Here is a 22,898-nt window from a genome sequence, read left to right as displayed (position 1 = left end):
GGGGCGGCCGGGCTGTCAAGCGGGCCTCACTGCCGCCAGAAGCGCGGCAGCACCAGCACCACGAGCGCCAGAAGGGCGAGCCGCCCCATCAGCATTGCCAGGATGAGCACCCATTTCGCCAGCTCCGGGAAGTCTATGAAGGTGCCCGTGCGTGCGACGAGCGGGCCGTATCCGTAGCCGATATTGCCGATCGAGGTCCAGACGCCGAACAGGGCGGAGGTCGGATCGACGCCCGTCAGGGTCAGCGCCACGCTCAGCGTGCCGATGGCGAGAATATAGCCCGTCACATAGAGGATCAGCGCGTTCATCACGTCGTCCTCGACGCGCCGGCCCTCGTAGCGGACCGAGGCCATGCGGTCGGGCATGCCGATCCGCTCGATCTGCACGCGGATCGCCGTCAGCACCACCTGCACCCGGAAGACGCTGAGCGCGCCCGAGCTCGAGGAGGAGCAGCCGCCGATCATGCCGACGCAGAAGGCGACCACCATCCCGAAGCCGCCCCAGTTGGCGAAACTGCCCGAGAAGAAGCCGGTGCCCGTGAAGACCGAGACGAGGTTGAAGGACGCCTCGCGGAAGGCGGGCTCGAGCCCCTGATCCGAGGTCAGCACCCGCCAGAGCGTCACGATGCCCACCCCGTAGACCATCCAGCGCAGCATGGCGCGGATCTGGCTGTCGCCGAAGAAGGCCTGCGGCGCACCGCTCACGAGCTGGACGAAGCGGATGTAGGGCATGGCCCCGAGGATCATGAAGACGGTGCCCGCATATTCGCCCGCGCCGGGATATTTCCCGAACGAGGCGTCCGAGGGCGAGAAGCCCCCGGTGGCGATGGTGGCCACCCCGTTCACCACCGCGTCGAGCGGCTCCATCCCGATCAGCAGGTAGGTGGCGATGCAGAGCGCGGTGAGCCCGGTATAGACGCCGAGCAGCGCGCGGGCGATGTCGGTGGCGCGCGGCAGCACCTTGCCCAGCGTGTCGAACCCCTCGGTGCGGAAGAACTGCATCCCCCCCACCCGCATGACCGGCAGGAAGATCATGGCGATGAAGGCGATCCCCAGACCGCCGAGCCAGTTCAGCATCCCCCGCCAGAGATTCGTGCCCGCGGGCAGATGGTCGAGCCCGACGATCACGGTCGAGCCGGTCGTGGTGATGCCGGAGACCGCCTCGAACATCGCGTCGGTGAAGGTCAGGTCGGGCTCGCCCAGAATCAACGGCAGGCTGCCGAAGGCCGGCAGCGCGAACCAGATCGCCGCGGTCAGCACGAAGGCCTGCCGGATGCCGAGCTGCTTCGTGGGGGCATTGGCGCAGGCCAGCGCCACCGCCCCGCCGGTGAACATGGTCAGCATCGCGGCTTGAAGGATCGCCGGCCCGTTGCCGTCTCCAAGCAGCAGATCGACCGATGCCGGAAGCAGCATGGCGGCGCCCAAGGCGACCACGAGCAGGCCGATGATGAATCCGACGGGGCGCAGGTCCAGCATGATCGTCGCCAGCCGTGCGATGCCGGTCTGCGGCTGTCAAGCCCGCCGGTTCAGCCGACGTGGTAGAGGCTGGAAAAGAGCCTCGGATCGAGACTTTCGGCAGCGAACGTCGGCCCCTCGGTCAGAACCGAGACCGCATCGTGGGAATGCAGCGATTCCTGATGGCTCGCCACCACGCGGAAGTCGCCGATCCGCGGATCGGACTGCAGCGCCTGACAGAAGCTGCGCGCGGCATCCTCGACGAAGATCGGGTTCGCGGCATTCAGCTCGGCGAAGGCCTGCTCGTCCTCGCGCTTGACCATGACCTGCGTCTCGGTCGGCACCGCGCTGCGGACGAGATCCAGAAGATCCTCGAACCAGAGACACTTGCCCTGCCGCACCTCGACCGAGATCCGCGCGACCGACCGCTGCGAATGCGGCGTGGCCAGCTGCCCGCGCTCGCGACGGGCATGTTCCGACAGCTCCAGCGAGCAGGGGCAGGTCGAGGAATAGACGAAGTCGAGATGCATGATCTCCTTGCGCACCCCGCCGCGGTCGACCAGCTCGAGCGCGATGTCGTAATACTGCCAGCCTGTGAGGCCCGAGCGCAGCGACGGCACCTTCACCGGGAAGGAGAAGCGCATCTGGATGCGGGCGTCGAAACTCTCGAGATCGCGTTTGTAATCCTCGAGCGCGCGCTCGATCACCTCGAAGCTGAAGGCCTGCTCGGCATGGGCATAGAAGGACCGCATGATGCGGCTCATGTTGATGCCCTTCTTCTCGGCCTCGAGGCTCACGGTGCCGGTGACGGAGGTTTCGAGCTGCAGATCGCCGTTGTCGCGCGTGTGATAGCGGATCGGCAGGCGGAAGTTCGAGATGCCGACATGCTGGATCACGGCCTTCGCGCCGACGATCAGGCTGGCGGGCCCGTTCTGCAGGTCGGGCAGCGAGGCCTTGTAGGCCTCGTCCACCGTGAAGGTGCGGGGATAGGCGCGGCTGAGGTCGGGATAGACCAGAGCCGGGGCCTCGGGCGCGAGCGCGGCCACATCGGAGGCCGGCGTATGCGTCGCCCAGCGGCGGAGCACGGCCAGTGCCTCTTCGGCTTCCTCACGGCTCGGCAGGCGCTCGGCCACGGGCGTCAGGATGTTCATCGCGCTTCCCCTCGTCACATGCGGGTCGGACCCCCAATATAGAGAGGTCCGGCCCGTTCCCCAACTGTCGATGCTGATACGGGTTAAGCGACGGTTCAGATCACCGCGAGCGCCTGTTTCAGATCGGCGATCAGGTCGTCCGCATCCTCGAGCCCCACCGACAGCCGCACGAGCCCGGGCGTGATGCCGAGATGGGCCTTCTGCGCGTCGGAAAGACGCTGGTGGGTGGTCGTTGCCGGGTGGGTCGCGATCGAGCGGGCATCGCCCAGATTGTTGGAGATCTTCACGATCCTCAGGGCGTCGAGGAAGCGGAAGGCCGCCTCCTTGCCCCCGGCGAGGTCGAGCGCGATCATCGTGCCGGGACGCTCCATCTGCGCCTTGGCCATCTCGTGCTGCGGGTGGCTTTCCAGCGCGGGATGGATCACGCGGCCGAGCTGCGGATGGCCCTCGAGCGCGCGGGCGATCTTCTCGGCCGTGTCGGCCATCGCGCGGCAGCGCAGGTCGAGCGTCGCCATCCCGTTCAGCATGAGCCAGGCGTTGAAGGGGCTCATCGAGCCGCCGGTGTGCTTCATGAAGGGTTCGAGCACCTTGCGGATGAAGGCCTGCGAGGCGCAGACCACGCCGCCGAGCGCGCGCCCTTGCCCGTCGATGTGCTTGGTGGCCGAATAGATCACCACATCCGCGCCCTGCCGCACCGCCGTCGAGAAGACGGGCGTCGCGAAGACATTGTCCACGATGACGAGCGCGCCCACGGCATGGGCGATCTCGGCGATGGCGCCGATATCGGCCACCTCGAGCGTCGGATTCGAGACCGACTCGAAGAACACGGCCTTCGTGCCGGGCCGCACCGCCGCGCGCCACTGATCGAGATCGGTGCCGTCGACGAAGGTCACCTCGACGCCGAATCGGCCCAGCACCTCCTCGAGGATGTAGATGCAGGAGCCGAACAGAGCGCGCGCCGCCACCAGATGATCGCCCGCCCGCACGATCGAGGTGAGCACGCCGTGGATCGCGGCCATGCCCGAGGCGGTGGCGAACGCATCCTCGGTGCCCTCGACGGCCGCGATGCGCTCTTCGAACATGCGCGTCGTGGGGTTGCCGTAGCGGGCATAGATGAATTCGTCGGCGCCGGTCTCGATGAAGCGCGCTTCGGCCTGTTCGGCCGAGTCGTAGACGAAGCCCTGGGTCAGGAAGATCGCCTCGGCCATTTCGCCATACTGGCTCCGGCGGCTGCCCCCGTGGACGAGTTGCGTCCTTGTCTTCCAGTCCTTCGTCATGCCCGTCCGTCCTTCACGAAACGCGATACCCATGCCGGGCGAGCACGGGGGCGGCGGGCCCTCGCCTCTTTAGCGGTTTCTTTAACGTGGCCCGCAATCCGGCACAAAGCACCACGGCTTTTGCCCTTACGCCTGTCCCGGGGGCAGGTCAATCGCGCGAAGGGCGCATCCCGAGGGGCGCGGGCGAACCGTCAGTCGACCTGCGTCGCCAGCCACTCGAGGATGGCGGGGCGCACCGTCTCGGCGCCCGAGGCGCGGGCCATCTCGATCACCTTGCGGGCCTCGATCAGATCCACGCGGCGCAGCAGCGCCTTCACCGGGCCGATCGAGGCGGGGCGCATCGAGAGCGTCTGGATGCCCATGGCCGCGAAGCACAGGGCCTCGACCGGGCGGCCGGCATCCTCGCCGCAGAAGGACAGGGGCGTCGCCGTCTCGGCGCAGCGGTTCACGATATGCTCGAGGAAGGTCAGGAAGCTCACGTTCAGCACGTCGTAGCGCCGGCGCACGCGCTCGTTCTCGCGGTCGGCCGCGAAGAAGAACTGGCGCAGGTCGTTGCCGCCGATCGAGATGAAATCGGTGGTCTCGAAGAAGGCGCGCGGCGCGTAGGCGAGGCTCGGCGTCTCGAGCATGGTGCCCACGCGGATGTTCACCGGCACCGGATGGCCGAGGCTGCGCTCGCGGTGCAGCTCGCGCAGCAGATGGCTGCGGGCCATCATGAATTCGTGGTGTTCGGACACGAAGGGGAACATGATCGACAGATCGCGCCCCGCCGAGGCCCGGATCAGCGCCTGAAGCTGCATCCTCAGCACGCCGGGCTTGTCGAGCCCGACGCGGATCGCGCGCCAGCCCATCGCGGGGTTCGGCTCATCCTGCGGCTTGAGATAGGGCAGCACCTTGTCCGAGCCGATGTCGAGCGTGCGGAACACCACCCGGTGTCCGCGTGCGGCATCCATCACCCGGGCATAGAGCCGCGCCAGCTCGTCGCGCTTGGGCATCTGGTTGCGGATCAGGAACTGAAGCTCGGTGCGGAAGAGGCCCACGCCCTCGGCCCCCGAGGAATCGAGCGAGGGCAGATCGGCCATGAGCCCCGCATTCATCATGAGGCCCGTGACCGTGCCGCATTTCGACTGGGCGGGCAGGTTGCGGAGCGAGGCGTAGCGCTCCTGCGCCTTGGCCTGCATCGCCATCTTGTCGCGGAAGGCCGCGGCGATCGAGGCCTCGGGGCGCAGATGCACGAGGCCGTTGTCGCCGTCCACCATGATATGATCGCCGTTCAGCGCCTCGGTGGTGATCCGCTCGGCATGAATGACCAGCGGAATGGCCAGCGCCCGCGCCACGACCGCGGCATGAGAGCCGACCGAACCCTCCTCGAGCACGATGCCGCGCAGCTTGCGGCCGTATTCCAGAAGCTCGGCGGGCCCGATGTTGCGCGCCACGAGCACCGGGTTCTCCGGCATCTCGGCGCCGGTGTCGCGCCCCTGCCCGGTCAGGATCCTGAGCAGCCGGTGCGACAGGTCGTCGAGATCGTGGAGCCGGTCGCGCAGATAGGCGTCGGGCACCTGCTCGAGCCGCGCGCGGGCGGCTGACTGCTCTTTCTGCACCGCGGCCTCGGCCGAGAGGCCGGCCATGATGTCCTCTTCCATCCGCCGCAGCCAGCCGCGGGAATGGGCGAAGAGCCTATAGGCCTCGAGCACCTGCCGCTGATCCTTGTCGAGCGTCGAGGCCGAGAGAAGATCGTCGACCGAGACGCGCAGCTGCGCCACGGCGGCGCGGATGCGTTCGGTCTCGTGCACCGGATCGTCGCCCACCGGGTTCGTGACCACGACGCGCGCCTCGTGCAGCCAGACATGGCCCTCGGCCGCGCCCTCCTGCCCGGTCGACCCGCGCATCAGCACGGGCTGCGTATGTTTGGCCGACAGCGCCTCGCCCTCGCCCACGAAGACGCCCAGTTCGGCCATTTCCGCCAGCACCATGGCCACCACCTCGAGGGCATAGACCTCGTCTTCGGAATATTCCCGCGCCTCGCGCGACTGCACCACCAGCACGCCGAGCTTCTCGCCCACGCGCTGGATCGGCACCCCAAGGAAGGCGGAATAGATCTCCTCGCCGGTCTCGGGCATGAACCGGAAGCCGCGCTCGGACGGCGCGTTGCCGGTGTTGATCGGGCTCGCCATCCGCGCCACGCGGCCGACAAGGCCCTCGCCCATCTTCAGCCGCGTCTGGTGGACGGCTTCGGGATTGAGACCCTGGGTCGCGCAGAGCTCGAGCGTGTCGGGGTCGCGGAAGAGATAGATCGAGCAGACCTCGGTCCGCATCGAGTCCGCAATCAGGGACGTGATGCGGTCCAGCCGGTCCTGGCCCTTTCCGGACAGGGCCAGACTGTCCCGCAACCGCCTGAGAAGCTTGCGGCTTTCGCTTTCGCTGCGTTCAGGCATGACCCCCCGGCGTCAATGCCGGCCTCAGTTGGCCGTCTCCAATGCGAAGGCATCATGGAGTGCCTGCACCGCGAGTTCCATATATTTCCGGTCGATCAGCACCGAAATCTTGATCTCGGAGGTTGCGATGACCTTTATGTTCACACCGTCGGCGGCCAGCGCCTTGAACATGGTCGCCGCGACGCCCGCATGGCTGCGCATCCCGATGCCCACGACCGAGACCTTGGCCACCTCGGTGTCGACCACCAGATCGTCATAGACGATGGTGCCCTCGGCCTTGGCATCCTCGAGCGCCTTGCGCGCGCGGGCCACCTGATTGATCGGGCAGGAGAAGGTCATGTCGGTGACCGACCCGGGATGGCTGCCGTAGTCCTTTTCCGAGATGTTCTGGACGATCATGTCCACGTTCACCCCGGCCTCGGCCAGCGGCCCGAAGATCGCCGCGGCGACGCCGGGGCGGTCCTCGACGGTGACGAGGGTCATTTTCGCTTCGTCGCGCGAATAGGCGACGCCAGAGACGACTTTCGATTCCATGATATCCTCCTCGTCGCAGACCAGGGTTCCCGAGGTCTCGTCCGTGTCCTCGAACGAGGACAGCACCCGTAGCTTCACCTTGTAGCGCATCGCCAGCTCGACCGAGCGGGTCTGCAGCACCTTCGCGCCGAGCGAGGCGAGCTCCAGCATCTCCTCGTAGGCGATCTTTTCCAGCTTGCGCGCCTTGGACGCGATCCGCGGATCGGTCGTATAGACCCCGTCCACGTCGGTATAGATGTCGCAGCGCTCGGCGGCGAAAGCGGCGGCAAAGGCCACGGCCGTCGTGTCCGAGCCGCCGCGGCCCAGCGTCGTGATCCGCCCCTCGGGGCTCACGCCCTGGAAGCCCGCGACCACCGCGACCTTGAAGCCTTCGGCGAATTTCGCGTCGAGATTTTCGCGCGGGATCTCGAGGAAGCGCGCGGCCGAATGCTGCGAGGTGGTCCTGATCGGCACCTGCCAGCCCTGCCAGCTGCGCGCGGGTACCTCCATCTCCTGAAGGGTCAGCGCCATCAGGCCCGCCGTCACATTCTCGCCCGACGAGACCACCGCATCATATTCGCGCGCGTCGAACAGGGGCGAGGTCTGCTCGACCCAGCCCACAAGCTCGTTGGTCTTGCCCGACATGGCCGAGACGATGACGATCACGTCATAGCCGCGCTCCACCTCGCGCTTGACCTTCTGCGCGGCGTTCTTGATGCGCGCCAGATCGGCAACGGAGGTGCCGCCGAATTTCATCACTAGAAGCGGCATGGATCAACCCCCGCAGCCGGACCCCGGAATCCGGCGCTTCTTATGCGGGGGCGGACGGAAGGGCAAGGGCTTCCCGCCGTGCGTCGAGCGCCGGGCGGGCCTGCGACATCCTCGCGGGCGGCGTCCCCCTGTAGCGCGGCGCCGTCGACATGTTCCTGTTGCAGAAGCCTGCGAGCCTCCTCGCCGTCACGGGTGCGAGGGGATGAACGATGGATGGGGTGGCAGAGCGGCAGATGATGGGGGAGGACTCGCCTCCGTCCGGCGACGATCCGCGTGCCGAGGCACGCGCGCTTCTGGCCGAGCTGACCGCGCTCCGTGCCGATCTCTTCCGCCGGGCGGATGCGCGGATGGCGGACTGGGCCACGCGGGTGCGCCGGCTGGAATTCCTGCCGTCGGTCGCCAACATGGCGGACTGGCTGGCGCTGCGCGAGGCGGATCTGACGACGCTCCAGCCGCGGCTGAGCCGCCTCGGCCTCTCGACGCTCGGACGGCTCGACGGCCATGTGCCGCCCTCGCTCGAGGCGGTGATCGCGGCGCTCTCGGCCATCGCGGGCCTCGAGGGTCCGGCCTTTCCCGACCGGGAGAGCTTCGACCCCGAGCTCCGCAGCCTCCACGCACGGCGCGACGCCCTGTTCGGCGCGCGGGACACAGCGCCCGGCACGCGCATCCTCGTGACCCTGCCCTCCGAGGCGGCGTCGGATCCCGCCATCGTGCGCGAGCTGGTGGCGGCGGGGGCGGATGCCTTCCGCATCAACTGCGCCCATGACGGCCCCGAGGCCTGGGCGGCGATGATCGGCCACATCCGCAAGTCCGAGCGGATGACGGGACGCAAGCTGCCGATCTCGATGGATCTCGGCGGGCCGAAGTTCCGCGTGACGAAGACCGGCGGGCCGCTGCCCAAGCGCCTGCAGGCCGGCGACCGCTTCGCCTTCGTCGAGAAACCCTCGTTGGCGCCCGAAGGCCGGGGCTGGGCCATGCTCGGCCATCCCGCGCTGCTTGCCGCCCTTGCACCGGGCGTGCAGGTCTCGGTGGACGATGGCAAGCTCTGGGCCACGGTGATCCAGACCGGCCGGGGGCACGCGCTCCTCGAGGTGGACCGCGTGGGCGAGCGCGGGCTGAAGCTGAAGCCCGGCCGCGGGGTGAACCTGCCCGGCTCGCATCTCGATGTGGCCGCGCTGACCGAGGAAGACCTTGCGGCGCTCGATGTGGTGGTGGCCGAGGCCGACCTCGTGGCCTTCTCCTTCGTCCAGACACCGGGCGACGTGCGCGCCCTGATCGCGGCGATGGAGGCGCGGGCCTGCCATCCGCGCCCGCTCCCGGCGATCCTTCTGAAGATCGAGACCCCGATGGGGCTGCATCTCCTGCCCGAGCTGATCGTCGAGGCCGGCGGCTCGCTGCCCGTGGGGGTGATGATCGCGCGCGGCGATCTCGCCGTCGAGATCGGCTTCGACCGGCTCTCCGAGATCCAGGAAGAGATCCTCTGGCTCTGCGAGGCGGCAAAGGTGCCGGTGGTCTGGGCCACGCAGGTGCTGGAAGGGATGGTGAAGGAGGGTCAGGCCAGCCGCGCCGAGGTGACCGACGCCGCGATGAGCCAGCGGGCGGACTGCGTGATGCTGAACAAGGGGCCGCATGTGGCGGCCGCCATCGAGTTCCTCCGCGACATCCTGATCCGCATGGACCGCCACCAGACGAAGAAGAGCGCCCGCCTCGGCCCGCTGCGCGTCTGGGCGGGCTGAGGCGCGAAAGAAGCCTCGCCCGGAAGGACGGACGCCGCTGGGCCGCACCTTGCGCCGGGCGGACGAGCCTGCGCCTTCATCAGGCGCGGCACCGAGGCCTTCCGTGACCGGAGCGCTCATGCCTGCGCGCCACGATTGGCGCGCGGCACCGGCCCTCCGGCGGAAGGCCTCGGGGCTCGGTCTACCCGCGCTCGGGCCCCGTCAGAGGGCGCGCCAGCCGATGTCGCGGCGGCAGAAGCCTTCGGGCCAGTCGATCGCATCGACCATCGCATAGGCCGCGGCCTGCGCTTCGGCGAGGGTGGCGCCCCGCGCGGTGGCGGCCAGCACCCGCCCGCCGGTGGCGAGGATGCGGCCCTCCTCTGCGGCCGTTCCTGCATGGAAGACGACCTGCCGGCTGGTCTCGGGCAGCGCCTCGAGGCCGCGGATCTCGGTGCCCTTCCGGTAGCTGCCGGGATAGCCCTGCGCGGCCATCACCACCGTCAGCGCATGATCCTCGGCCCAGTTCACCTGCACCTGATCGAGCCGCCCCTCGGCGCAGGCCAGCAGCAGATCGAGCGCCTGCGCGCCCAGCCGCAGCATCAGCACCTGACATTCCGGATCGCCGAAGCGGACGTTGTACTCCACGAGCCGCGCGCGGCCCTCCTCGATCATCAGCCCGGCATAGAGCACGCCGCTGTAGGGCGCGCCGCGGCGGCCCATCTCGGCGATGGTGGGCTTCACGATCTCGTCGAGCGCCTGCCGCTGCACCGCCGTCGTCAGCACCGGAGCGGGCGAATAGGCGCCCATGCCGCCGGTGTTCGGCCCCTCGTCGCCGTCGAAGGCGCGCTTGTGATCCTGCGCCGTGCCGATGGGCAGGACGGTGCGCCCGTCGGTCAGGACGAAGAAGCTCGCCTCCTCGCCGGTCATGAACTCCTCGATCACCACCTCGGCGCCCGCCGCGCCGAAGCTGCCGCCGAACATGTCGTCGATGGCGGCCAGCGCCTCGGCCTCGGTCATGGCCACCACGACGCCCTTGCCCGCCGCGAGCCCGTCCGCCTTGATGACGATGGGCGCGCCGGTGGCGCGCACATGCGCGCGGGCGGCCTCGGCTTCGGTGAAGCGGGCATAGCCTGCCGTGGGCGCGCCGCAGGCGTCGCAGACCTCCTTGGTGAAGCCCTTCGAGGCCTCGAGCCGCGCCGCCGCCTGCGACGGGCCGAAGGTCAGGAGGCCCGCGGCGCGGGTGGCATCGGCCACGCCCGCGGCGAGCGGCGCCTCGGGGCCCACCACCACGAAATCGACCGAGTTCGCTTCGCAGAAGGCCACCACCGCCGCCCCGTCGAGGATGTCGAGATCGGCGCATTCGGCGATCTGCGCGATCCCGGCATTGCCCGGCGCGACGATCAGACGGTCGCATTTCGGGTTCTGCTTGATCGCCCAGGCCAGCGCATGTTCGCGCCCGCCGCCGCCGAGAATGAGGATGTTCATGGCCGCTCCCTTGTCCATCGGTGCCGCGTCTCTAATCCGAAAGCGTCCCGTGGGACAAGGCGCCCGCGCCCCCTTCGCGCCCCGTTGCGCGGGGCCGGGCGCCATGCGAAGAAGCCCGGGCGCCCGGCCACGAGGGCCGGTCCTCTCCGAGCACAGGTCATGGATCTCCGCACCCTTCTCCTCCCCGCAGCCCTTCTCGCCGCCACCCCGCTTCTGGCCGATGAGGCCACGATCGCCCGTCTCGAGGCGGCCTTCGCCGCCCTCACCCCCGAAGAGCGGGTGGCCGTTCAGGAAGAGCTCGAGATCGCGGGCCTCTATGTCGGACCGGTCGACGGCAGCACCGGCCCCGGCGACGGGCGCACGCTCGAAGATGCGGCGACCTTCATCGAGGAGAATTCCGCAGGCATGGTGGCCGTGCCGCTCGCCACCGACGAGGAGGCCCGCGCCTTCGCGAAAAGCCTCGCCGAACGGGGCTATTCGTCCTGGCTCTACGGCGAGGGCGACGAGGGCTGACCTTCGCCGCCCCTCCGCGGTGACGGCCGGAGAGACGGGGCAGACGCTCCGGCGCGCGCCGACCGCAAGCCTCACTCAGCCCGGGCCGAGGCCCGCTCTCCGGACAGCGGCCGGCAGCGTCCCGAGGGCGCGACACCTGTGGCCCTCCTCTCCGGGCAAGATCCCGACCCGTTGCAGGCGGCCCGAACCCGCAGCTTGCCTGTCGGACGGGCCTCGGGCACAAAGACCCCATGTCCGACCTCTTCGAAGATCCCGCCCCCAGCCGCAACACGCCGGAATTCACCGTCTCGGAGCTGTCGGGCGCCGTGAAGCGGGTGATCGAGGGCGAGTTCGGCCTCGTCCGGGTCCGCGGCGAGATCGGGCGCGTCTCGCGGCCCGCCTCGGGGCACCTCTATTTCGACCTGAAGGACGACCGCGCCGTGATGGCGGCGATCTGCTGGAAGGGTCAGGCCGGCCGGCTCTCCGTGCGTCCCGAAGAGGGGATGGAGGTGGTGGCCACCGGCCGGATGACCACCTTCCCCGGCCAGTCGAAATATCAGATCATCGTCGAGGACATGGCCCCCGCAGGCGCAGGCGCACTGATGGCCATGCTCGAGAAGCGCCGTGCGGCGCTGGCCGCGGAGGGGCTGTTCGACGCCGCCCGCAAGCACCCCCTCCCCTTCCTGCCGCGGGTGATCGGCGTCGTGACCTCGCCGTCGGGCGCGGTGATCCGCGACATCCTCCACCGGCTGCGCGACCGCTTCCCGAGCCATGTGCTGATCTGGCCCGTGGCGGTGCAGGGCGAGAAATGCGCGCCCGAGGTGGCCGCCGCCATCCGCGGCTTCAATGCCCTGCCCGAGGGCGGCCCTATCCCGCGCCCCGACCTCCTGATCGTCGCGCGCGGCGGCGGCAGCCTTGAGGATCTCTGGGGCTTCAACGAGGAGATCGTCGTCCGGGCCGCGGCCGAGAGCCGGATCCCCTTGATCTCGGCCGTGGGGCACGAGACGGACACCACGCTCATCGACCATGCCGCCGACCGCCGCGCGCCGACCCCCACCGCCGCGGCCGAGATGGCGGTGCCCGTGCGGCTCGAGCTGCTCGCCGGCCTCGACGGTCAGGTCGCGCGGCTCTCGCGCTGTGCGGCCGAGACCATCCGGCGGCGCGACCAGCGCCTGCGCGACCTCGCCCGCGCCCTGCCGCGGCTCGAGAGCCTCGTGGCCGGCCCGAGCCAGCGCTTCGACCTCTGGTCGGGCCGGCTCTCGGGGGCGCTCGGCCAGAGCGTTGCCGCCCGCCGGGCCCGGCTCGAGCCGCTCGGCGCGCATCTGCGGCCGCGGCTGCTCGCCGATCTGGTGGCGCGGCAGAAGGACCGGCTGGGCGACCGGACGCGCAGCCTCGAGACCTGCCTCGGGCGGCGGGCCGAGCGCGCCCGGGACCGGTTCGACGCCCTCTCGGCCCGCCTTGCCCCGGCCTTCGCGCGGCTCATCGCCGAGACCGAGCGCGCGACCCGGCGCGACGCGGCCACGCTCGGCACGCTTGCGGCGCGGCTCGACGCGGCTCCCGAGGCGCGGCTTGCCCGCCTCTCGGACCGGCTCGAGGCGCTCGACCGCCTGCGCCAGACGCTGGGCTACCGCGAGACGCTGAAGCGCGGCTATGCGGTGGTGCGCGCGGACGGCGCCGTGCTCACGACGAAGGCCGAGGCCGGAGCCGCCGCGATGCTCGAAATCGAGTTCCAGGATGGCCGCCTCTCCGTGGGTCGCGGCAAGACCCGCAAGCCAAAGGAAGAGCCGCCCGCGCAGGGCAGCCTGCTCTGAACCCACCCGCGCCGGCACCGCGCCGCCCCTCCTGCCGCGACGACCGGACCCTCCGCGCGATCTCCGGAAGGACGGACAGCCCCGGACGCGCGTGCCCCGAGGCCCTGCGGCAGGCGCCCGTCAGACCCCCACGTCCGGGCCCGCGCAGATCAGGGGCGTGCGCGTCTGGGAGACTTCCGACAGTTCGGTGCCCGTGGGATCGCCCTCGAACTGCGCCCGCACGCCCGAGGCCTCGCGGTAGAAGCTCCAGCATTGCGGCGTGGCATCGTGCTCGTAGACGAAGCAGATCTGCCCCGCCTGCTCGTACCACTGGCCATGCGTGCATTCCTGACCGCGGAAGGCCCAGACCACGCGCCGCCCCGGCAGATACTGTTCGGCGCCATAGATCTCGCCGCCGACCGCATAGGAGAGCGTCTTGCCCGTCGAATAGGCCTCGAACTCTTCCGCGCTCATCGGCTCGGCCGCAAGCGCGGGAGCGGCGAGGGCGAGGGTCAGGGCCGCGGCCCAGATCCTGTGCATGATGTCTCCTCCGGCGGGTTGAAACGGCGCGACCGGCCGCGACGGACATCAGCCTGCCAGAAGCCCGCCCCTCTGACCAGTCACGCCTGCGCCAGCCCCGGGCGGGGGCGACTGCGGCGGGCTTCCCCCTTCCCTCGCGCCGCCTGAGCGACTAGGTGTCAGGGGCCGCAAGCAGGGGAGGCGGAAAGCCCATGTCGTTCTTCAAGAAGATGCGCGAGAAGATGTTCCGCTCCTCGGACCGGCTGTCGGAGGATCTGGACGCGCTGGTCGAGGACAAGGCTTCCGAGGCGCCGGCCCCCGAGGTGCCGACACCCGGGCCCCTGCCCGACCCGGAGAAGGACGCCCCCCTGATCCTCGACCGGCCCGTGCCGCAGGCGCCCGACCCGCAGCCGCAGCCCGCCCCCGCCCCCCCCGCCGCGCCCCTGCCCGGCCTGCCGCCGGAGCCCGAACCCGAACGCCGCCCGGGCCTCTTCGGCCGCATGTTCGGTCAGACCGAGGAGCCCCGCCGCATCCTCGACGATGCGATGCTCGAGAGCCTCGAGGAAGTGCTGATCCAGGCCGACATGGGCGTCGAGACGGCACTGCGCGTCACCGCGAACATCGCCGAGGGCCGCTACGGCCGAAGGGTCTCGGCCCGCGAGATCAAGGAGGCGCTGGCCGCCGAGATCGCCCGCATCCTCGAGCCGGTGGCGCGGCCGATGCCGCTCTATCCGTCGCGCCCGCAGGTCGTGCTGGTGGTGGGCGTGAACGGCTCGGGCAAGACCACGACCATCGGCAAGCTCGCCTCGCAGTTCCGCGCTGCGGGCAAGTCGGTGGTGATCGCCGCGGGCGACACGTTCCGCGCGGCAGCGGTCGAGCAGCTTCAGGTCTGGGGCCGCCGCGCCGGCGTGCCGGTCCTGACCGCGCCCGAAGGCTCCGACCCGGCCTCGCTCGCCTTCGACGCCATGACGAAGGCCCAGGCCGAAGGCGCGGACCTCCTGATGATCGACACGGCCGGCCGGCTGCAGAACCGCGCCGACCTGATGGAGGAACTGTCCAAGATCGTCCGAGTGATCCGCAAGAAGGATCCCGACGCGCCGCACAACACGCTCCTCGTGCTCGATGCCACGACGGGGCAGAATGCGCTGAACCAGGTAGAGATCTTCCGCAAGCTCGCCGATGTCTCGGGCCTCGTGATGACCAAGCTCGACGGCACCGCCAAGGGCGGCGTCCTCGTGGCGCTGGCCGACCGGTTCGGCCTGCCGATCCATGCCATCGGCGTGGGCGAGCAGATCGACGACCTCGCGCCCTTCGATCCCGAGGAGTTCGCCCGCGCCCTGATGGGTCTGGACGACTGACGCCCCCGCCCCCTTCGTCCCCTCTCACTCTGGAAAAATATCCTCGGGGGGTCCGGGGGGCGGAAAGCCCCCCGGCGGTCCGCCCCAGAGCCCCGGTCCGCCGCTCCGCCCGATCATGACAGCCTGGATCCTCTCTCTCGAAGGCACCCCGGAGGGCGCGCGGATCGCGCTCCTCCTCGCGCTCACGTCGGCCTTCGCCCATGCCTGCTTCGGCGCGCTCCAGAAGGGGCGGCACGATCCCTGGCTCTCCCGCGGCGCGATCGACAGCTTCATGCTGCTCCTCTCGGCGCCGGTCGCCGTCTTCCTCGTGCCCTGGCCGCGGGGCGTCGAGTGGCTGGTCATGGCGGGCGTCATGGCGATCCACCTCGCCTACAAGATCGCCATGGCGCGGGCCTATTCGCGCGCGGCCTATACGGTCGTCTATCCGGTGGTGCGCGGCGTGGGACCGCTCGCCACGCTCGCCTTCGCCGCGCTCTTTCTCGGCGAGCATTATGTGGCGATCCAGTGGCTGGGCGTCGCGATCCTGTCGGCGGCGATCCTCGCGCTCGCCCGGCTGAATTTCACCGCGAGCCCGCAGATCGGGCGGATGGACCTCAAGGCCGGCCTCGTCTGGGCCTTCGCCGGCGGGCTCATGGTCGCGATCTACACGACCTTCGACGCCTGGGCGATCCGGCTCATGCCCGATCCCTTCACCTTCCTCGCCTGGTTCTTCCTGATGACCTCGCTCGATTTCCCGCTGCTGCTGGGCTACAGGCTGCTGAAGGCGCGGCAGATGCCGGAGGCGGCGGCAGCCCTCGCGCTCCGCGGCTTCGTGGGCGCGCTCGTGGCCTTCGTCAGCTTCGGCGGCGTGATGCTCGGGACGAGGCTCGGCAAGGTGGCCGAGGTCTCCTCGCTGCGCGAGACCTCGACGCTCTTCGCCGCAGCCATCGGCTGGCTCCTGCTCGGCGAGCGGTCGGGGCCCGCGAAAATACTGCTGATGGGCCTGATCGCCCTCGGCGCGATACTGGTTCAGTTGGCCTGAAAGGGAGAGACATGGCAGAGCGCATCAACCCGGTGGTCAAGGCGGTGCTGGAATGGGGCCCGATCGCGGCCTTCTTCCTCGGCTACGTCAAGCTGAAGGACGAGACCTTCACCGTCGCCGGCACCGACTATCAGGGGTTCATCATCGTCACGGCGGCCTTCATTCCGCTGATGGTGATCTGCACCGGCCTCCTCTGGTGGCTCTCGGGCAAGCTCTCGAAGATGCAGGTGGCCACCGTCGTGCTGGTCGTGGTCTTCGGCGGCCTGTCGGTCTGGCTGAACGACGACCGCTTCTTCAAGATGAAGCCCACCATGATCTACCTGCTGTTCGGCGTGCTGCTCGGGATCGGGCTCCTGCGCGGGCAGAGCTGGCTCCGGCTCGTGCTGGAAGAGGCGATCCCGCTGCAGGACGAGGGCTGGATGATCCTCACGCGCCGGGTGATGGCCTTCTTCTTCGCGCTGGCCATCGCCAACGAGGCGGTCTGGCGGCTGATGAGCACCGATGCCTGGGTGAATTTCAAGACCTTCGGCCTGCCCTTGGCGATCTTCGTCTTCTTCATGACCCAGAGCGGCCTCTTCAAGCGCTACAATCCGGAGCGGAAGGACGAGGCCTGAGGCGCGGCCTGCCCGGCGCCCCCGGCAGACCGGCGGCGCCGCAGATGTCAGGCCCGGTAGAGCGGGATCGGCTTCACCGCCGACTGGAACTCCGACAGCACGCGCTCGGGCCCATGGGTCTGGGCGAGCCGCAGCAGCGCGAAGCGGATCTCGGCGATCTCGCGATAGTAGGTGAGATAGGCCGTGTTGAGCGCGGCGCCCGCCACCGCCCCCAGAACCGGCACCGCCTGCGCCATGAGCTTCTGGCCGAGCGCGGTGGCGAGTTTCGGCGCGACCGAGGCCACCACCTTGCTGACCGCCGCGCCGCTCATCGCGATCCGGGCGCCGATGAAGCTCGTGTTCACCCCGTCGTCGCGCTGCAGCGGGCTGCCGGCACCGAAGATGCGCAGACATTCCACCCGGATCGCCGGATCGTCGGGGTCGAAGCCCTCGGCCTCGGCCGCGTTGCGGATCGCATGCATGATGACGGTGATCGTCACGGGCAGCTCGGCGATCGAGGTGGCGATCCCGCCCGCGCCGCCCGCGGCCCCGGTCAGCGCCACCAGCGCCGGCGCACCCCGGCGCCCGAGATCCGGCGCGGCGCGGCCTGCCGCCGCGACCCGGTGGCTCTGTTCCAGCGCGCGCCGCGTCACCGCCTCGATCTGGCGCAGCACGGGCGCGGGCAGCAGGGCCATCCGCTCCTCGACCGAGCCGCCGAGGCGGTTCATCAGCGACATGAGCGGTCCGTGCGCGCGATCGAACCGCAGGGCGAGGGCCGCGATCTCGGCCTCGGGGCCGGTGTGCAGGGCAGGCAGGCGGGTCTTCTGTGTCATGGCACAGAAGTAGGATCGAGAGCCCCTTCGGGCAATGGCCCTCCCGCCGGAGCGCGCCTGCCCGCCGATCCCCGTCAGGCGCCGCAACTGAGAGGGGCCGGCGCCTTGCGGGAAGCGTCAGGCCGGAGTTTCCCCCCTGGGCCGCCCCTTCGGCGAAACCCCTCACGGCGAGCTCTTGGCGGGCGGCCACGTCTCCGGCCGGTCGGCAGGCTGCCGGCTCAGGCGGCCTTCGTCACGAGGCCCTCGACCCCCTCCCAGGCGCCGATGACGAGCGGCATCCCCAGCACGCGCTCGGGGTTCGTGGGGGGCGGCATCACGACCTTCTCGAGCTTGCGGAAGCCGAAGCGCCGGTAATAGGGCGCGTCTCCCACCAGCATCACCCGCTCCCAGCCGATGCGGCGCGCCTCGGCCAGCGTCTCCGCGATCAGAAGCGCGCCCAGCCCCTCGCCCTGCCGCGTCGGGTGGACCGCGACCGGCCCGAGGAGGAGCACCGGCTTGCCCCCGACCGTGACCGGCCAGTAGCGGATCGCTGCGGCCAGCGTGCCGTCCTCGTCGCGCAAAAGCGCGCAGAGGTCGGCCACGGTGGGCACCCCGTCGCGCAGCCGGTAGGAGGAGAGCGCCGTGCGGCCGGGCGCGAAGCAGAGGTCGTAGAGCGCCTCGACTTCCCACCAGTCGGCCTCACGTTCCTGTTCAAGGCGATACACGCCGATCCCCCTGCCCCGGATTTGCCTGGAAAGGCGCGTAACATGCGGGCAGACCGGGATCAAACCGGAAAGGAGCCTCCATGTTCTACCGCCCCGAAGACGGCCACGGCCTGCCGCACAATCCCTTCAACGCCATCGTCTCGCCGCGCCCGATCGGTTGGATCTCGACCCGCGGCCCCGAGGGGGACAATCTCGCGCCCTATTCCTTCTTCAATGCGGTGGCCTACGTTCCGCCGCAGGTCATGTTCGCCTCGACCGGCGCCAAGGACAGTCTGGCGGCGCTCCGCGCCAGCGGCGTCTTCTGCGTGAACATCGTCGAGGCGGCGGCGCTCGCGCGGATGAACGCCACCTCCGCCGCCTTCCCGCGCGGGACCGACGAATTCCTCGCGGCAGAGGTGCCGAAAGAGGAATGCCGCACCATTCCCTGCCCGCGGGTGGCCGACGCGCCCGCGTCGCTCGAATGCCGGGTCACGCAGGTGGTCGAGCTTCTGGGCCGCGACAATTTCCTGATCCTCGGCGAGGTCACGGGCGTGCATCTGCGCGACGACTGCCTGCGCGACGGACGGTTCGACGTGACCGCCTTCCGCCCGATGGCGCGCCTCGGCTACCGCGACTATGCCGTGGTGCGCGAGGTGATCGAGCTCTCCCGCCCGGGAGAAGGCTGAGCGCCTGCAATTCGCGCGTCGTGAACGGCCGCGCCCCGTGCCGGCCGGTCGCACAGACCCCGCCACGCAGACCCCCTGCGCTTCGGGAGCGGCACCGGAGGCCCGCAAGCCGCGGCGCCCATTCCTTCGGGGCGAGTGACCCATGACCACGCCAGAGACCTGAGCCAGCGGCAGCACAAAGCCCGCAATTCGCGCTTCGCGAGCGACAACGGCGATTTATCGCACCCGGTCGGGCGGGGTTCGCGCTTTTCTCCTCCGGGCGCGCGGCCTACTGTCCGGCCGGTCAATCCAACCGGGGACAGCAATGAAGACCATGATCGGGGTGATCGGCGGTTCGGGGGTCTACGAGATCGACGGGCTCGAGGATGCGGTCTGGACGAAGGTCGAGACGCCGTGGGGCGATCCGTCGGACGAGATCCTCACGGGCAGGCTCGACGGCGTGCCGATGGCCTTCCTGCCCCGGCACGGGCGCGGCCATGTCCACAGCCCGACGACCGTGCCCTACCGCGCCAACATCGACGCGCTGAAGCGGCTGGGGGTCACCGACCTCGTCTCGGTCTCGGCCTGCGGCTCGTTCCGCGAGGAGATGGCGCCGGGCGATTTCGTGATCGTCGACCAGTTCATCGACCGCAGCTTCGCCCGCGCCAAATCCTTCTTCGGCTCGGGCTGCGTGGCCCATGTCTCGCTGGCCCACCCGACCTGCGGTCGCCTCTCGGCGCTCTGCGCCGAGGCCGCCCGCGCCACCGGCGTCACCGTCCACGAGGGCGGCACCTATCTCTGCATGGAGGGGCCGCAGTTCTCGACGCTGGCCGAGTCGCTCCTCTACAAGAGCTGGGGCTGCCATGTCATCGGCATGACCAACATGCCCGAGGCCAAGCTCGCCCGCGAGGCCGAGATCTGCTACGCCTCGGTGGCCATGGTCACCGACTACGACAGCTGGCACCCCCACCATGGCGAGGTCGACATCACCGCGATCATCGCGACGCTCGGCACCAATGCCGACCATGCCCGCGGGCTGGTGGCGGGCCTGCCCGCCCGCCTCGGGACCGAGCGCGACCTCTGCCCGCACGGCTGCGACCGGGCGCTCGACCATGCGCTCATGACCGCTCCCGCCAAGCGCGACCCGGAGCTTCTGGCGAAACTCGACGCGGTCGCCGGCCGCGTTCTGAAGGGCTGAGACCATGACCCACAAGTCGGTCCGCGACTATATCCGCACCATCGTGGACTTCCCGCACGAGGGGATCCTGTTCCGCGACGTGACCACGCTGTTTGCCGACCCGCGCGGCTTCCGCATCGCCATCGACCAGCTTCTGGCGCCCTACGCCGGGATGCGGTTCGACAAGGTGGCGGGGCTCGAGGCCCGCGGCTTCATCCTCGGCGGCGCGGTGGCGCACCGGCTCTCGACGGGCTTCGTGCCGATCCGGAAGAAGGGCAAGCTGCCCGGCCGCACCATCTCGGTCAGCTACCAGCTCGAATATGGCGAGGCGGTGGTCGAGGTGCATGACGACGCGATCCAGGCAGGCGAGAAGGTGCTTCTGGTCGACGATCTTCTGGCGACCGGCGGGACGGCCGAGGCTGGGATCAAGCTCATCGAGCAGCTGGGCGGACAGGTGGTGGGCTGCGCCTTCGTGGTCGATCTGCCCGACCTCGGCGGCCGCAAGCGGCTCGAGGCGATGGGGATGGAGGTCCATGCCCTCTGCGCCTTCGAGGGCCTCTGAGGCGCCTTAACCGGCTGTTAGGCGAATCGTCCTACATCGGAAGGACCGGGCGACCGGCGCTGCTTGCTCGACGTAACCTCAACCCCAACCTCGCCCCGCCGGTCGCTCCGGCGGGGCTTTTCGTGGCCTCATTCCGCCCGCAGCACGGCGCCCGGGTTCATGATCCCGAAGGGGTCGAGCGCCGCCTTGAGGGCGCGCATCGCCCGCAGCTTCGCGGGATCGCCGTAGCGTTCGAGATCCTCCACCTTCAGCCGCCCGATCCCGTGCTCGGCGCTGATCGAGCCTCCGGCCGCCGCCACGAGATCGTGCACGGTGCGCGTGATCTCGCCCCGCAGGTCGTCGTACGCCTCGCGCCGCCGCCCCGCCGCCGGGAAGACGTTGTAATGCAGGTTGCCGTCGCCCAGATGGCCGAAGCAGTTCACCCGCAGATCGCCGAGCCGTCCGATCGCCGCACCGGCCTCCGTCACGAAGCGCGCGATCTCCGACAGGGGCAATGAGATGTCGTGGCTCGCGATGGCGCCGATCCGGCGGTTGGCCTCGGGGATGCTCTCGCGCAGCGCCCAGAAATCCGCCCGCTGGGCCAGCGACTGCGCGAGGGCCCCGTCCGAGACGAGCCCCGCCTCGGCCGCTTCGGCGAACAAAGCCTCGAGCTCGGCCGCAGGATCCATGCCCTCGGTCAGGCCCAGATCGACGAGCACCGTCCAGTCCGGCAGGTCGGCGAAGGGCAACCGCCGCTCGGGCATGGTCTCGGCCAGAAAGGCGAAGCCCTGCCGGTGCATGAGCTCGAACCCCGTCACCAGCGGCCCGAGCCGCCGCTGCGCGCGCCCCAGCAGCTCCAGTGCCGCGGCGGGGTCGCGCACCGCCAGAAGCGCGGCCCCTTCCGCCGCGGGCGGCCGCACGAGCTTCAGGCTCGCCGCCGTGATGATCCCGAGCGTGCCCTCGGCGCCGATCAACAGGTTGCGCAGGTCGTAGCCGGTATTGTCCTTGCGCAGCCGCTTCAACCCGTGGAACACCGACCCGTCCGGCAGAACCGCTTCGAGCCCGAGGCAGAGGTCGCGCGCATTGCCGTAGCGCAGGACCGCCGTCCCGCCCGCATTCGAGGCAAGATTGCCGCCGATCCGGCAGGAGCCTTCCGAGGCGAGCCAGAGCGGGAACATCCGCCCCGCCGCTTCGGCCGCCGCCTGCACCTCGGCGAGGATGGCCCCCGCTTCCACGAGAATCACATTCTCCTCCGGAAAGATCCCCCGCACGCGGTTCATCCGCTCGAGCGAGAGGAGGAGCGGCAGCGGGCCCGTCTCCATCACCTGCCCGCCCACGAGGCCGGTGCCGCCGCCGAGCGGCACGATCCCCACCCGCGCCGCGGCGCAGGCCGCGACGATCGCGGCCACCTCGGCCGTGTCGCGCGGCAGCGCCAGCGCGCCCGCCTGCCCCTGCCTGCGGCCGCGCGGCTCGGTCAGATGGCGCGGCTCGGGCGCGGTCAGCGAGCCCGGCGGCAGGCGCCCGGCCAGCCGGGCGAGGAAGGCATCGTCGGCGGGGTTCAGCATGGGCACCTCCGGGTGCCTCTCTACGCGCGCCCCCGGGCTCAGTCCACCCAGGCCGGGTCGAGCACCATGATCGTGGGCCGCCGCGGCAGCGAGGTCAGCGAGAGCTCGATCTCGGGGCCCTCGAGGCGCACCACCTCGAACTCGGGCTCCATCTCGCCCAGAAAGCTCTCGAGCGAGCGGCCCGAGAACCAGTGCATCGGCAGCACCACCGAGGAGCGCAGGCGGCGGACCACCTTCTGCATCGTCTCGAGACCGACGGTATAGCCGCCGTCCACCGGCACCATCAGCACGTCGAGCCGGCCGAGCGCCGCATATTGGGCTGCGTCCGGCTCATGGTGCAGGTGGCCGAGATGGCCGATACAGAGCCCCGCCACCTCGAAGACGAAGATCGAATTGCCGTCCTTGCGGATCCCCTCGCCCCAGCGCGACCGCACGTCGGTGGGCACGTTGCGCACCAGCATCTCGCCCAGATCGAGATGATGCTCGGCGCGCCCGCCCTCCTGCCAGCCGGGCAACAGATGCGGAATGCGCGGATCCGGTAGATCGGTCCAGTGGGTGGAATGGGCATTGTTCATGGTGGCCACATCCGGCACCACGTCGCGCTGCCCCAGAAGGCCGGTATAGTCGGTCGCGGCCACCAGCCCGCCCGGCGTCTCGATCAGGAAGGTGGCGTGATGGACATAGCGGATCCGCACCCGGTCCTCGGCGAGAGGATCGCCGAAGGCCGCAGGCACCACCCGCTCGGGCCCCTGGGCCAGCGCGATGCAGTGGCTCGGCGTCCGCTCCTGCGCCGGGGCGGCAACCGGAACGGCAAGGGCAAGGGTGGCGAGGGCGGTTCGGATCATCGGCGGCACCTCCGG

General features: G+C 70.1%; 20 protein-coding genes and 1 riboswitch. Of the genes, 9 read left to right on the top strand and 11 right to left on the bottom strand.

The annotated features are described in order from the left end of the window. Nucleotides 1–26: 26 nt before the first annotated feature. From RSP_RS02225 to RSP_RS02205, 5 genes are all read right to left on the bottom strand, one after another. Nucleotides 27–1,475, bottom strand: coding sequence for a TrkH family potassium uptake protein (locus RSP_RS02225; protein ID WP_011337030.1), 1,449 nt, complete (start codon nucleotides 1,473–1,475; stop codon nucleotides 27–29). 50 nt (nucleotides 1,476–1,525) lie between these two features. Further along, nucleotides 1,526–2,605 carry a GTP cyclohydrolase FolE2 gene (gene folE2 / locus RSP_RS02220; protein ID WP_002722743.1) on the bottom strand — a complete coding sequence of 360 codons (1,080 nt, stop codon included), beginning with the start codon at nucleotides 2,603–2,605 and terminating at the stop codon, nucleotides 1,526–1,528. A gap of 95 nt (nucleotides 2,606–2,700) precedes the next feature. Continuing rightward, the gene (gene metZ / locus RSP_RS02215) at nucleotides 2,701–3,882 is read right to left on the bottom strand and encodes an O-succinylhomoserine sulfhydrylase (RefSeq protein WP_002722742.1); all 1,182 of its coding nucleotides are present in this window, start codon (nucleotides 3,880–3,882) and stop codon (nucleotides 2,701–2,703) included. Between the two features lie 48 nt (nucleotides 3,883–3,930). Beyond that, a riboswitch (SAM riboswitch) is annotated at nucleotides 3,931–4,007 on the bottom strand. 66 nt (nucleotides 4,008–4,073) lie between these two features. Further along, on the bottom strand, nucleotides 4,074–6,317 hold the full coding sequence (gene ptsP, locus RSP_RS02210; protein WP_009563776.1) for a phosphoenolpyruvate--protein phosphotransferase: 2,244 nt from the start codon (nucleotides 6,315–6,317) through the stop codon (nucleotides 4,074–4,076). Between the two features lie 24 nt (nucleotides 6,318–6,341). Next, complete coding sequence (locus RSP_RS02205) at nucleotides 6,342–7,601, bottom strand: aspartate kinase (RefSeq protein WP_011337028.1); 1,260 nt, start codon at nucleotides 7,599–7,601, stop codon at nucleotides 6,342–6,344. A gap of 209 nt (nucleotides 7,602–7,810) precedes the next feature. Between RSP_RS02205 and RSP_RS02200 the strand changes: the two genes are divergently transcribed. Next, on the top strand, nucleotides 7,811–9,337 hold the full coding sequence (locus RSP_RS02200; protein WP_011337027.1) for a pyruvate kinase: 1,527 nt from the start codon (nucleotides 7,811–7,813) through the stop codon (nucleotides 9,335–9,337). A 201-nt stretch (nucleotides 9,338–9,538) separates the two neighbouring features. Here RSP_RS02200 and purD read toward each other — a convergent pair whose 3' ends face one another. Then, a complete protein-coding gene (purD, locus tag RSP_RS02195) occupies nucleotides 9,539–10,801 on the bottom strand; it encodes a phosphoribosylamine--glycine ligase (RefSeq protein WP_011337026.1) in 1,263 nt (420 codons plus the stop codon). 159 nt (nucleotides 10,802–10,960) lie between these two features. Between purD and RSP_RS02190 the strand changes: the two genes are divergently transcribed. Together RSP_RS02190 and xseA are read left to right on the top strand one after the other, a co-directional pair. Continuing rightward, nucleotides 10,961–11,314, top strand: coding sequence for a hypothetical protein (locus RSP_RS02190; RefSeq protein ID WP_011337025.1), 354 nt, complete (start codon nucleotides 10,961–10,963; stop codon nucleotides 11,312–11,314). Between the two features lie 230 nt (nucleotides 11,315–11,544). Next, nucleotides 11,545–13,104, top strand: a complete 1,560-nt coding sequence (gene xseA / locus RSP_RS02185) for an exodeoxyribonuclease VII large subunit (RefSeq protein WP_011337024.1) — start codon at nucleotides 11,545–11,547, stop codon at nucleotides 13,102–13,104. Between the two features lie 120 nt (nucleotides 13,105–13,224). On the opposite strand, the gene RSP_RS02180 is transcribed toward xseA, so the two are convergent. Beyond that, a complete protein-coding gene (locus RSP_RS02180; RefSeq protein WP_009563768.1) occupies nucleotides 13,225–13,623 on the bottom strand; it encodes a hypothetical protein in 399 nt (132 codons plus the stop codon). Nucleotides 13,624–13,814: 191 nt separating this feature from the next. Here RSP_RS02180 and ftsY point away from each other — a divergent pair, with 191 nt between their 5' ends. From ftsY to RSP_RS02165, 3 genes are all read left to right on the top strand, one after another. Then, nucleotides 13,815–14,960 (top strand): signal recognition particle-docking protein FtsY, encoded by a 1,146-nt coding sequence (gene ftsY, locus RSP_RS02175; protein WP_017140067.1) that lies wholly within the window; start codon nucleotides 13,815–13,817, stop codon nucleotides 14,958–14,960. Nucleotides 14,961–15,075: 115 nt separating this feature from the next. Further along, on the top strand, nucleotides 15,076–15,981 hold the full coding sequence (locus RSP_RS02170; protein WP_011337022.1) for a DMT family transporter: 906 nt from the start codon (nucleotides 15,076–15,078) through the stop codon (nucleotides 15,979–15,981). Nucleotides 15,982–15,992: 11 nt separating this feature from the next. Continuing rightward, on the top strand, nucleotides 15,993–16,595 hold the full coding sequence (locus RSP_RS02165) for an inner membrane-spanning protein YciB (RefSeq protein ID WP_002722725.1): 603 nt from the start codon (nucleotides 15,993–15,995) through the stop codon (nucleotides 16,593–16,595). Nucleotides 16,596–16,642: 47 nt separating this feature from the next. On the opposite strand, the gene RSP_RS02160 is transcribed toward RSP_RS02165, so the two are convergent. Together RSP_RS02160 and RSP_RS02155 are read right to left on the bottom strand one after the other, a co-directional pair. Continuing rightward, a complete protein-coding gene (locus RSP_RS02160) occupies nucleotides 16,643–17,407 on the bottom strand; it encodes an EcsC family protein (protein ID WP_002722722.1) in 765 nt (254 codons plus the stop codon). A 218-nt stretch (nucleotides 17,408–17,625) separates the two neighbouring features. Next, nucleotides 17,626–18,111, bottom strand: coding sequence for a GNAT family N-acetyltransferase (locus RSP_RS02155; protein WP_009563763.1), 486 nt, complete (start codon nucleotides 18,109–18,111; stop codon nucleotides 17,626–17,628). Between the two features lie 80 nt (nucleotides 18,112–18,191). On the opposite strand from RSP_RS02155, the gene RSP_RS02150 reads away from it, so the two are divergent. The 3 genes from RSP_RS02150 to RSP_RS02140 all read left to right on the top strand — a co-directional run bounded on the left by RSP_RS02150 (nucleotide 18,192) and on the right by RSP_RS02140 (nucleotide 20,494). Further along, on the top strand, nucleotides 18,192–18,776 hold the full coding sequence (locus tag RSP_RS02150; protein ID WP_011337021.1) for a flavin reductase family protein: 585 nt from the start codon (nucleotides 18,192–18,194) through the stop codon (nucleotides 18,774–18,776). Nucleotides 18,777–19,080: 304 nt separating this feature from the next. After that, on the top strand, nucleotides 19,081–19,953 hold the full coding sequence (locus RSP_RS02145) for an S-methyl-5'-thioadenosine phosphorylase (protein WP_011337020.1): 873 nt from the start codon (nucleotides 19,081–19,083) through the stop codon (nucleotides 19,951–19,953). A gap of 4 nt (nucleotides 19,954–19,957) precedes the next feature. Then, the gene (locus tag RSP_RS02140) at nucleotides 19,958–20,494 is read left to right on the top strand and encodes an adenine phosphoribosyltransferase (RefSeq protein ID WP_011337019.1); all 537 of its coding nucleotides are present in this window, start codon (nucleotides 19,958–19,960) and stop codon (nucleotides 20,492–20,494) included. 128 nt (nucleotides 20,495–20,622) lie between these two features. Here RSP_RS02140 and RSP_RS02135 read toward each other — a convergent pair whose 3' ends face one another. Next, nucleotides 20,623–22,038 (bottom strand): FAD-binding oxidoreductase, encoded by a 1,416-nt coding sequence (locus RSP_RS02135; protein WP_017140066.1) that lies wholly within the window; start codon nucleotides 22,036–22,038, stop codon nucleotides 20,623–20,625. Nucleotides 22,039–22,076: 38 nt separating this feature from the next. Continuing rightward, a complete protein-coding gene (locus RSP_RS02130; RefSeq protein ID WP_011337017.1) occupies nucleotides 22,077–22,883 on the bottom strand; it encodes an MBL fold metallo-hydrolase in 807 nt (268 codons plus the stop codon). Nucleotides 22,884–22,898 lie beyond the last annotated feature (15 nt).

The organism is Cereibacter sphaeroides 2.4.1 (assembly GCF_000012905.2).
Lineage (GTDB): Bacteria > Pseudomonadota > Alphaproteobacteria > Rhodobacterales > Rhodobacteraceae > Cereibacter_A > Cereibacter_A sphaeroides.
The sequence above is the reverse complement of the archived record's forward strand: the minus strand, read 5'-3'. Positions and strand labels throughout refer to the sequence as shown.